Origin of the sequence: Burkholderia sp. SRS-25 (assembly GCF_004343765.1) — a bacterium.
Taxonomy (GTDB): Bacteria; Pseudomonadota; Gammaproteobacteria; order Burkholderiales; family Burkholderiaceae; genus Burkholderia; species Burkholderia contaminans.
Genome location: NZ_PTXM01000038.1, coordinates 43,512 through 53,376, shown reverse-complemented (window position 1 = coordinate 53,376; position 9,865 = coordinate 43,512). Strand labels below are relative to the sequence as shown.

Below are 9,865 nucleotides of genomic sequence, written 5' to 3'. Positions count from 1 at the left end.
CGTCTAATTCGTCGGCAGCGTCAGTTGTGTATAAGTGACAGGGATATCGATGCGGTCACGACGAGCAGAATGACTATCCGGCGATGCATGCTCGCCGGAATTTCAGAGAAAACGTTATCCATAAGGATCGAGATGAGCCCGGCGGACATCGGAGCATGGCGGCGACCGGCAACCACGCCGCTCCGGCGAGACTAAAGCTGTGCCTCGATCGCGGCCTTGTCGATCACCGACCAGACCTGGCGGATCTTGCCGTCATGAAATTCGTAGAACACGTTCTCGCAGAACGTGACCTTCCGGCCGTCGACGGCGAGCCCCATGAACGTCCCGCTCGGAGAGCAGGCGAAGCGAAGGCGGCATGCGATGCGCGGCGGCTCGCACACGAGCAGCCGGATGTCGAAACGGAGATCGGGAATGTCGCGGAAGTCCTGTTCCAGCATCGCGCGGTAACCGGCGAGGCCGAGCGGCCGGTCGTTGTGGATCACGCCGTCGGCGACATATTCGCCGAGCGCTGGCCAGTCCTGCCGGTTCAGGCAGTCGATGTACGCGCGGTAGCGGGTTGCAAGATCGGTGTCGGCCATGGTCGTGCCTCCGTATGTCGACGCGATGAGTCGGATGCGGTGCGCATCACTGCTGCGCGGTTTCGCCCGACAGGAACGTGACGAACTCCCGCGTGTACTTCGGCAGCGCATCGAACGACCGCGCGCACAGCTTCAACCGTCGGTGGCTCCACGCATCGGACAACTCGACGAGCCGCACGTCCATCGTCTGCATCGCGCGCTCGGCCGCATGGCGCGACACGATGCCGATGCCCACGCCGCTCGCGATCACGCGGCAGATCGCATCGAAGCTCTTCAGTTGCACACGATAGCGGATCCGCTTGCCGAGCGCGCGCGCCTGATCGGCGAGATGCACCTGCAGCGCGCTGCCGTCGGTGAGGCCGATGAAGTCGGCATCGGCGATCGAGTCGAACGCGACCTTCTCCTGCGATGCGAGCGGATGCGCGGCCGGCACGACGACGATCAGCCAGTCCTCGCGGAACGGCTTCTGTTCGAGCCCGCCGAGCCCGACCGAATCGGCGACGATGCCGACCTCGGCCGTCTTGTTGCGGATCGCATGCACGATCTCCTGGCTCGAGCGCTCCTCGACGCTGACCGACAGCTTCGGATGAAGCGGCAGGTAGTCGGCCAGCGCGTCGGGCAGGTATTCGCTCAGCGACGCCGTGTTGCACAGCAGCCGGATGTGCCCGCGCAGCCCCTGGCCGTATTGCTGCAGTTCGCCGCGCATGTGGTCGATCTGCTGCAGCACCGTGCGCGCGTGGTGTTCGAGCGCGCGGCCCGCATCGGTGGCCTGCGCGCCCGACTTGGTCCGGTGCAGCAGCGGCACGCCGAGCTCGTCCTCCATGCCGCGGATGCGCTCGCTCGCGGCCTGCAGCGTGATGTGGGTGCGCTCGGCGCCGCTCGTGATGGTGCCGGCCTCGCAGATGTTCAGGAAGAGCCGCAGGTCGGTCAGGTCGAAGCGCATGATGGGGGACGATCGTATTGGAATGGTCGATAAGTTAGCAGGGAACCGCGGCCGGGGTCTCAGGCGCAGCTTGAGGCCCGATTCGCCGGTTCCGCATTTTCGGGGCGCGATCGATGGCGGATCATGGCCGCATATCAACCGGGGAGCCTGTCATGCAGATCGATCCGTCGTGGGGCGTGTCGTTCAAGATCGCGTTGCACGTGCTGTTCCTGTGCATCGGCATTGCGTGGGCGTGCGCCGAACTCGCCGCGTGGTTGCGTTGAACGCCGCGGCGATCGCCGCTTCGTGCCTATTGAAACAAATCCGTCATAGTTCATCGAGACGAAAATTCTTCCGCTTTCCTGCAAAAAGACCATCAAGTTTTCCCGAATCGGACCGTATTACCGGTAGCGAATGCCGGCCGGCATCCGGTTCGTGATCGTTTGTCATCATTGTTTGCATCCGGTTACACGTCGGCCGTTCCGTTTTTGAGATGCTTGAAAGATTGTCAAACCGGAGTCGGATCGTCCATGAAAACGCGCGAGATTCACCGCAACGCGGCGTGGCTGCCAGGCTTGGCCGCCGTGCTCGTCATGGCCGGTTGTGCAAGCACGCAGTCCGTTCCGCCGAGCGACACGCTGGCGGGTCAGTCGTCACCGTCGAGCCAGCCCGCCGCTGCGCCGTCGGCCGCCACGCCGCCGCCGGCGCCGATTTTCGTCGCGCAGAAGTACGTCGTGAAGCGCGGCGACACGCTGACGGGCATCGCGTCCGCAAACGGCTGCAGCGTTGCCGACCTGCGCACCTGGAACAAGCTGGGCGACAACGGCAGGCTGCGCATGGGGCAGGTGCTGCGCATCGTCAAGCAGCAGCCGTTACCGGTGCCGGGCACGACCGGAACGCAGGTGGCCGCATCGTCGGCGGGGGGCAACCCGGCTGCCGTTCAGACCACTGCGTCGAATGCGAGCGACCGTCAGGTCGTCAAGGAAACGAAGCGGCATGCGGGCGGCGTCGCGCTCAAGTGGCCCGCGAGCGGCAAGATCGTCGACGGCTTCCGGCCGGGGCAGAACCGCGGCATCCAGATCGCCGGCCGGCCGGGCGACCCGGTCCGCGCCGCGGCCGACGGCCGCGTGATGTACGCGGGCACCGGCCTGAACGATTACGGCAGCCTGATCATCGTCCAGCACAACGCGGATTTCCTGACCGCCTATGCGCACAACCGCAAGCTGCTCGTGAAGACGGGCGACATCGTGCGCCAGGGCGACGAGATCGCCGAGATGGGCGACCTCGACAACTCGCGTGTCGCGCTGCTGTTCGAAGTGCGACGCGACGGCAAGCCGGTCAATCCGATGCCGTATCTGCCTTCGTCGCAAGGGTGATGCAGGGCCGTTTCGCTGGAACGTCGCGGCGGTCGCTGCTACGCTAGGGTCTGTTCATGCGAGTCCCGCGCTTCGCGGGGCCGACGGCCGTCTTTCGGGGATGCGCGGCGTATGCCGTCGCGAGCCGGCCGCCGGCGTGAACGGGCACGCTTCTCCAACGCGTGCCCGAGCCGCTTCGTGCCACCGATTCCGACAGAACTCACGACATTCATGGAACACTCTCCGACACGCCGCTCGCTGTTGCTTGCCGCCGTTGCCGCGCCGTTCGTCGCCGCGTGCACGTCCGCGCCGGTCGCCGACCAGGGGCGCGCCCATACCGCCCAGGCTGAATTGACCGCGCTCGAGAAGGCTTCGAATGGCCGGCTCGGCGTCGCCGCGCTCGATACGTCGAACGGCGTGCGCATCGCTCACCATGCGCGCGAGCGCTTCCCGCTGTGCGGCACGTATGCGGTCGCCGCGGCTGCCGCGATGCTCGCGCGCGGCTCGCTCGACGCTTCGCTGCTGCCGCGCCGCATCCTGTACCGCCGCTACGAAATCGTTGCGGGCTCACCGATCACGGAAAGCCACGTCGACACGGGCATGACGATCGAGCAGCTTTGCGTGGCGATGCTGCAATCGGGCGACAAGGGCGCCGGCAACCTGCTGATGGGTGTGCTCGGCGGCCCGCAGGCCGTCACGGCGTTCGCGCGCGCGAGCGGCGACATGTCGTTCCGCCTCGATCGCTGGGAACCCGAACTGAACAACGCGGCGCCCGGCGACGAACGCGATACGTCGACGCCGGTCGAGATGGTCGACACGCTGCAGCGGCTGCTGCTCGGCAACACGCTGCAGGAGCCGCAGCGCACGCAACTGACGGAATGGATGGTCGGCGGCGCGCGCGGCGCGACCGGCATCGCGGCGGGCGTGCCGCCCGGCTGGCGCATCGCGGACAAGGCCGGCACGGGCGGCTACGGCACGACGACCGACGTCGCGGTGCTGTGGCCGCCGTCGCGTGCGCCGATCGTGATGGCCGTGTCGTTCACGCAGCCGCAGGCCGCCGCGGCGGCCCGCGCGGATGTCGTTGCGTCGGCGGCGCGCATCGTGGCCGCCGCGCTCACCGCGACGGCCTGAGCGTCCCGCGCCTCGCGCAAAGCCGGCGTTTGGCTTATCGTGTTGGACAGTGCGCGCCGGGGTCGGCGCGCGGTCCTTCCGCGCCGTTTTTCCGTTTGCCTTCTTCATGCGCCGACTTCCGCCCCTGCATGCGCTGCAGATCTTCTCGACGGTGGCTCGCCACCGCAGCTTCACGCGTGCGGCCGAGCAGCTGTGCATCACGCAGGGCGCGGTGAGCCGGCAGATCCAGACGCTCGAGGCGCATTACGGTTTTCCGTTGTTCAAGCGGCACGCGAAGGGCCTCACGCTGACGGCGGAGGGCGAGCAGTTGCTGCCGGTGGTCAACGAGAGCTTTGCGCGAATCGAGGACATTTCGATGAGGCTCACGCGGCAGCGCACCGACCTCGCGCTGAAGGTGCCGACCTGCGTGATGCGCTGGATGCTGCCGCGCATCATGCGCTTCCAGGGCGAGCATCCCGATCTCCATGTGCAGATCACCACGGCGTGGCAGCACGTCGTCGATTTCTCGACCGAGCCGTTCGATGCGGCCGTTGTCTACGGCACGTCGCCGGGCGCCGGCGTGTTTGCGCTGCCGCTGTTCGACGAGCGGTTGACGCCCGTCTGCGCGCCCGAATTGCGGCAGACGTCACCGCTCGATGCGACCGGCGATCTCGCACGCCATACGCTGCTGCATCCGACGCGTGACCATCGCGACTGGCGCGCGTGGCTCGATCACGCGGGCGAGCGCAGCGTCGATCCCGCGCGCGGGCCGACGTTCGATACGCTCGATCTCGCGACGAACGCGGCGATGCAGGGTTTCGGCGTCGCGATCGGCGACGTGACGCTCGTCGACGACGACGTCAGCGCGCGCCGGCTCGAACGGCCATTCGATATCGTGCTCGAGACGGGCGCGCGTTACTTCTTCGTCTATCCCGAGAACATCGGCAACCAGCAGAAAATCCGTGCGTTCAGCGACTGGATCGCGCGCCATCGCGATTGACCGGCGGTCACGCACATTCGCGGGACCGGCGCGCGGAACCCGTCAGGTGCTGCGCCGGCGGACGGCTTCACTGGTACGTCACGACGGCGATCATCGGCGCCTGGCTGTTGCCCGGACGGTTCGGTAAAACGATTGCGCGCGAGGCCTGAGTAAAGGTCGTGGTCTTGATGGCCTGCTGGCTCGCTGCGTCGACGAACGCGATCTGGCCGGTTGCCGGGCGCGGACAGTCAGGGCGGACTTGTCCGCGGGCGAGATCGGCCGTATCGACCGCGAACGAGCAAGGCGGCTCGACGATCATGCCGGAAAAATAGAGGGTGCCGGACGCGCCGGCCGCAAAGGACGAGGAAGTGGCCAGAAGCGAGGCAGCCAGGACGAACGAGGCGGCGATAGGGCGGTGCTTCATGACAGGCTCCAGAGAGGAAGCGCGTCGCAGCGGGGCCGCTCGGGTGGCAGTCCGTCAACGCTGCGATGCTGTATGCGTAAACGGCAAAATCATCGAAACTCTTGAGTGGAAAATTACAAATTTGGGATATAAGCAAACGATTTCGTATTGCTGAATTCAATCTATGCCTGATTTGCGAGATATCAAATCAGGGTAATGCCGGTGGTGTACGCTCAACCGGAAAGCGGACGTCCGATGCCGGTCGTCACGACAGGTCGTTGCGAAGTCAACGAGTTTACGGATCGTGGAAACGATGCGCGCGTGAATACCGACGCGCCAATGCAAAACGGCCGCTCGTTTCCGAGCGGCCGTTTTGCATTGGCGCACGAAGGTGCGCCGTTCAGGCCGTGCGCTTGCGTACCGCGCCGACGACCACGAGCAGCACGATCGCGCCGATGATCGACGCGATCCAGCCCGCGCCCTGGCCGGGTGCGTACCAGCCGGCGGCGCGGCCGACGTAGCCGGCGACCAGCGAACCGACGATGCCGAGCACGATGGTCATCAGGATGCCCATCTTGTCGTCGCCGGGCTTGAGCGCGCGGGCGAGGAGGCCGACGATGAGCCCGACGACCAGGGTTTCGATGAATTGCAGCATGAACGCCTCCCTATTGCGGTTGAGCTGTTGACGAAAGGAAATGGACTCGCGTGCCGTGCCGGGGTTCCCTGCGGCGGCGAACCGGCGCGCGGCGCGTCGAGTATCGCACGCCGGGGCGTCGGGCAGATGTCAGGTCTCGGCGAGGCGCGCGCCGACGTCATTCATTGGTAGTCGAGCAGAACCTGCGCCGCGGCATGAACGGAACCGCCGCCGATCTTCGCGCCTGTTTGCAGGTAGGACGCACGGAGCGGAATCGACGGTGATCCGCCGGTGGCCCGGTTGTAGTTCGTCACCGTGTGCGATTTCCGCAGCGTCAGCGGCTGGCCGGTTGCGGCATCGGCGATCTGGATGCCGATGCCGCTCGCTTTCGCATCCGGACGCAGGTGCATGCCACCGGGCGTGCCGACGACCATGTCGTCCAGCGGGGCCAACTGGTAGCCGATCCGGTTGTAGCCGGCTGGACAGTTGTTCAACTGCACCTGGAAATCGGTCGCGCCGGCGGTCGAGCCGACGCCCTTGAACACATGGTGCTGCACGGGCGGCAGCGTGACGGTCTGGTCGGGAATCGAGCACGTGCCGTTGATGAAGCTGACTTTCGCGGCGAGGAAGACCTCGGATGCTTCGCCCAGGATGCCGGATTTGTAATTGATCCTGTAATAGGCACTGAGCCAGCCGGAATTGAGCGAGCCGTCCTTCGGCTGCCGGCTGTCGCGAAACAGCATGACTTCCAGCGTGTTGCGCAATGTCGTCTTCGTCGACGAGACGGCCACCGTGCCGTCGATTATCATCCGCGTCGACAAGCCGGATACGTTCGTTTCGAGATCGGGGCCGGGGCTGACGCCCACGATGCTGCCCTTGTTGTACATCGAGATGCTCGTGATGTCGCAGGTGCTCGCACCGCAAACGTCCTGCGGCGTGAAGTAATGGCGGGCGACGGCGGTACCGGGTGTCGCGTTCGATGGGCTCGACACCGTTGCTTGCCCGAATGCATAGAGAGACGCCGCCGCCGCATCGGTCGAAAATGCGGCGCATGCGAGCAGAAAGGTCGATGCAACTGCGATCATGCGGGCCGTGTGCCGGGCAATGCCGCCAAATGAGTCATGCGGGTGCGTGTTGCCTGCGCGGCGTGCAAGCCGGCGCGATTCGGACGATGAGTGAGAGTATGTCATCTGGATTCCTTATTGAATGGCGGCGGCCGTCGAATCGACCTGGCAGACGCTCGTGACGGTCTGTACGCCCCGCGATCGCCCGCGCCGTTCCGCGACGGGAAGCTCGTATGCGACGCGGCAGACCGAGCGGCCGTCGTTGCCCCATTGAACCGTCAGCGAGCCGCGATCGTTGAGCCCGCGAGCGAAGATCTTGCTTGCCTGGGCGACGATGCCGACTTCTTTGCCGGTCTCGTCGCGCACGACGGCGCCGAACGGCAGCGGCGCGCCGTTGGCCTGCGGCGCCCGGACGAGCGCGGCGCGGCCGGTGTCGGTCGCAAACCGGATGAGCGGCACCGCACCTGCGCGCGGCGCGATCTGCCGGCTGGTTTCCTTCAGTTCGACGTCCATCGAGATCCCCTTCGGATCGAGCGCGACCGTATTGATGCTGTATGGCGTCAGGTACGGTACGACCGCGTAACCGTTGCCGTCGACCTTGACGCCGGTGGCATTGGTGATGCGCGCGCCGGCCGCGCCCGGCGCCTCGACGATCGCGAACGTCTCGGACAACGGCTGCGAGAACGTGATGCCGCCGCGGTGCGCGACCAGCGCGCCGCGCACGCCGAGCGAGCCCTGCTGGAACGCCGTGCTCGCGCCCGCGCTGGCATTGAGTTCGGCCATCCGCGTTCGGTACGTGACGTTGGCGCTACCGTCCGTGACCGAGTCCGTCCCGGACGCGTGGTTCGCGCTGACGCTGTACGACAGCGCGTGGTCGTCGCCGAGCGATCCGGACAGCGTCGACTGCAGCCGCGTGTGGCCGAGCGTATCGCGCGACACGTTGCCGGTGACGGTCACCGGGCGTTCGCGGCCGAACGGGATCGTGACGCTCGCGTAATAGAGCGTGCCCATGTCGCCGCCGGCATTGCGCTGCCGCGTGGCCGTCAGGCTATAGGACACGTTGCGGAACCGGTTCGTATAGCCGACCGAATAGTTGACGTCCGAGCCGGGGCGGTTCCAGTAGTTCACCGTCGATGCCGTGGCATTGATGCGCCCGCCGGCCGCACCGAGACGCTGCGTGAGCGCCAGCGACGCACGATGGCGCTGACGCCAGACCGAACTGACCGAGTGGCCGTCCCGGACGGCATCGCGCGCCTGCATTGCGTCGTTGAGGCTGAAATAGCCGTCCGTGGAATAGCGATACGCGGCGAGGGCAATGTCGGTGCCCGTCGCCTCGACCGACTTCGCATAGCTGACGCGCACGCTCGAACCGCTGTAGCGCTTCGCGCCGGGGATGGAGGTCATGGCATGCGTGACATCCGCGCCGAATGCGCCGAACGACGTATTGAGGGCGCCCCCCAGCATCGCGGATACATAGCCGGCCGCAAGCGTGGCGCCGCCGTAGGCCGTCACCAGGTTGGTGAGGCCGCGCTGGTACGTTGCCTGCGCGAAAAACGGCTGGCTCGATCCGTGGGGATTGCGCAGCGTGCCCGCGACGAAGCTGTAGCGGCCGATGCCCGGCCGCAGCGACATCGGTACGGCGGCGTAAGGCACGGAGAACGTATGCACGGAGCCGTCGGCCTCGGAGACCGACACCTGCAGATCGCCACCGTAACCGGTCGGGTACAGATCGTCGATTTCGAAATTGCCGGGCGCGACCGTCGTCTCGTAGATCGTCACGTCGTTCTGGCGGATCGTCACCTTCGCATTGCTGTTCGCGATGCCGCGCACCACGGGCGCATAGCCGCGCAGCGAGTCGGGCAGCATCCGGTCGTCCGTCGACAGGCGCACGCCGCGGAACTGCGTCGAATCGAACAGTTCCCCCGACGTGTAGCTCTCGCCGACGACAAGTTGCGACGACAGCGACGGCAGGTCGCGCTGGAGATAGGTCGCGAGATTCTGGTACCGGCTCTGGCCGCGCGACGACCACGAATAGGAGCCTTCGTGGCGAAAGCGCCAGCTGCCGAGGTTTACGCCGCCGTTCAGGCCGAGATAGCCTTGCGTCTGGGCGGTATGACCACTGGCCTTTGACGTGTAGAGGTTGAAGTTGTAGCCGAGCAGGCCGACGGTTTCGCCGGCGGTCCATTGATCGGGGTTCACGTAGCCGCGCGCCTTGCGCGCGAGCGATGCCTGCGGGATCGACAGCCGCAGCACCTGGCGCGTGAAGTCGAACGCCGCGCTTGCGTCCGGCACGACCTGCTCGATCCGCAGGCATGCGCGGTCGCCGTCAAGCTCGGCGACGATGTCCGGCGTGATCTTGCCGAAATCGACGCCGACGCGCTCGAGCAGCGCGCGGTCGAAGCACGGCCGGGCATCGCCCGAGTCCGGCGCGGCCGCGAAGCGGACGTCGTAGCGGCCGATCCAGTCGGAGCCGACGTGGATGTCGGCGGTGTACACGCCCGGGGCCGTCACGTTGCGCTGCGCGAAGCGCGAGACGTCGAATTGCTTTCCCAGGCGATTCTGCAGGAAAGCCCCGTCGAACTCGACTTGCGCGAGCGTGTTTTCGGCGGCGGTTTGGGACGTCGCGCGGCCATCGCTCGACCACGCGCCGACGCACGCCACCACCAGCAGATGGATCGGCTTGATGCGGGGCATGTCGGCCACGGCGTGGCGCGGCAGTCGAGTCGAGGTCATGATCAGTACTCCAGATAGTGTCGAATCGAACGGATGCGTTGCGCCGACGCAGTCGCGCGTGCGTGCGCGTTGCTGCGTGGCGAGGGC

At 66.4% G+C, this 9,865-nt stretch carries 9 protein-coding genes; 3 read left to right on the top strand and 6 right to left on the bottom strand.

Annotated features, from left to right (window positions below; all coding sequences use genetic code 11):
- Positions 1-191: 191 nt before the first annotated feature.
- Both C5O79_RS36110 and C5O79_RS36105 read right to left on the bottom strand, forming a co-directional pair.
- Complete coding sequence (locus C5O79_RS36110) at positions 192-578, bottom strand: ester cyclase (RefSeq protein WP_046548083.1); 387 nt, start codon at positions 576-578, stop codon at positions 192-194.
- 46 nt (positions 579-624) lie between these two features.
- Positions 625-1,521 (bottom strand): LysR family transcriptional regulator, encoded by an 897-nt coding sequence (locus tag C5O79_RS36105; RefSeq protein WP_122476177.1) that lies wholly within the window; start codon positions 1,519-1,521, stop codon positions 625-627.
- A 509-nt stretch (positions 1,522-2,030) separates the two neighbouring features.
- Here C5O79_RS36105 and C5O79_RS36100 point away from each other — a divergent pair.
- The 3 genes from C5O79_RS36100 (at position 2,031) to C5O79_RS36090 (ending at position 4,965) form a co-directional block, all read left to right on the top strand.
- Positions 2,031-2,876, top strand: coding sequence for a peptidoglycan DD-metalloendopeptidase family protein (locus C5O79_RS36100; RefSeq protein WP_122476175.1), 846 nt, complete (start codon positions 2,031-2,033; stop codon positions 2,874-2,876).
- A 210-nt stretch (positions 2,877-3,086) separates the two neighbouring features.
- Positions 3,087-3,986, top strand: a complete 900-nt coding sequence (gene bla / locus C5O79_RS36095; protein WP_047849780.1) for a class A beta-lactamase — start codon at positions 3,087-3,089, stop codon at positions 3,984-3,986.
- Between the two features lie 106 nt (positions 3,987-4,092).
- The gene (locus tag C5O79_RS36090) at positions 4,093-4,965 is read left to right on the top strand and encodes a LysR substrate-binding domain-containing protein (RefSeq protein ID WP_046548562.1); all 873 of its coding nucleotides are present in this window, start codon (positions 4,093-4,095) and stop codon (positions 4,963-4,965) included.
- Positions 4,966-5,032: 67 nt separating this feature from the next.
- On the opposite strand, the gene C5O79_RS36085 is transcribed toward C5O79_RS36090, so the two are convergent.
- From C5O79_RS36085 to C5O79_RS36070, 4 genes are all read right to left on the bottom strand, one after another.
- Positions 5,033-5,368: a type 1 fimbrial protein gene (locus C5O79_RS36085; RefSeq protein ID WP_046548079.1), complete on the bottom strand. Its 336-nt coding sequence runs from the start codon at positions 5,366-5,368 to the stop codon at positions 5,033-5,035.
- A 379-nt stretch (positions 5,369-5,747) separates the two neighbouring features.
- Positions 5,748-6,002, bottom strand: a complete 255-nt coding sequence (locus C5O79_RS36080) for a GlsB/YeaQ/YmgE family stress response membrane protein (protein ID WP_046548078.1) — start codon at positions 6,000-6,002, stop codon at positions 5,748-5,750.
- Between the two features lie 161 nt (positions 6,003-6,163).
- Complete coding sequence (locus tag C5O79_RS36075) at positions 6,164-7,066, bottom strand: fimbrial protein (protein ID WP_046548077.1); 903 nt, start codon at positions 7,064-7,066, stop codon at positions 6,164-6,166.
- Positions 7,067-7,180: 114 nt separating this feature from the next.
- Positions 7,181-9,778: a fimbria/pilus outer membrane usher protein gene (locus C5O79_RS36070; RefSeq protein ID WP_046548076.1), complete on the bottom strand. Its 2,598-nt coding sequence runs from the start codon at positions 9,776-9,778 to the stop codon at positions 7,181-7,183.
- Positions 9,779-9,865: the final 87 nt, after the last annotated feature.

Excerpts from the sequence above, each read along its gene's own strand:
- C5O79_RS36110 (WP_046548083.1), bottom strand. The coding sequence starts at position 578 with ATGGCCGACACCGATCTTGCAACCCGCTACCGCGCGTACATCGACTGC.
- C5O79_RS36105 (WP_122476177.1), bottom strand. The coding sequence starts at position 1,521 with ATGCGCTTCGACCTGACCGACCTGCGGCTCTTCCTGAACATCTGCGAG.
- C5O79_RS36100 (WP_122476175.1), top strand. The coding sequence starts at position 2,031 with ATGAAAACGCGCGAGATTCACCGCAACGCGGCGTGGCTGCCAGGCTTG.
- bla (WP_047849780.1), top strand. The coding sequence starts at position 3,087 with ATGGAACACTCTCCGACACGCCGCTCGCTGTTGCTTGCCGCCGTTGCC.
- C5O79_RS36090 (WP_046548562.1), top strand. The coding sequence starts at position 4,093 with ATGCGCCGACTTCCGCCCCTGCATGCGCTGCAGATCTTCTCGACGGTG.
- C5O79_RS36085 (WP_046548079.1), bottom strand. The coding sequence starts at position 5,368 with ATGAAGCACCGCCCTATCGCCGCCTCGTTCGTCCTGGCTGCCTCGCTT.
- C5O79_RS36080 (WP_046548078.1), bottom strand. The coding sequence starts at position 6,002 with ATGCTGCAATTCATCGAAACCCTGGTCGTCGGGCTCATCGTCGGCCTC.
- C5O79_RS36075 (WP_046548077.1), bottom strand. The coding sequence starts at position 7,066 with ATGATCGCAGTTGCATCGACCTTTCTGCTCGCATGCGCCGCATTTTCG.
- C5O79_RS36070 (WP_046548076.1), bottom strand. The coding sequence starts at position 9,778 with ATGACCTCGACTCGACTGCCGCGCCACGCCGTGGCCGACATGCCCCGC.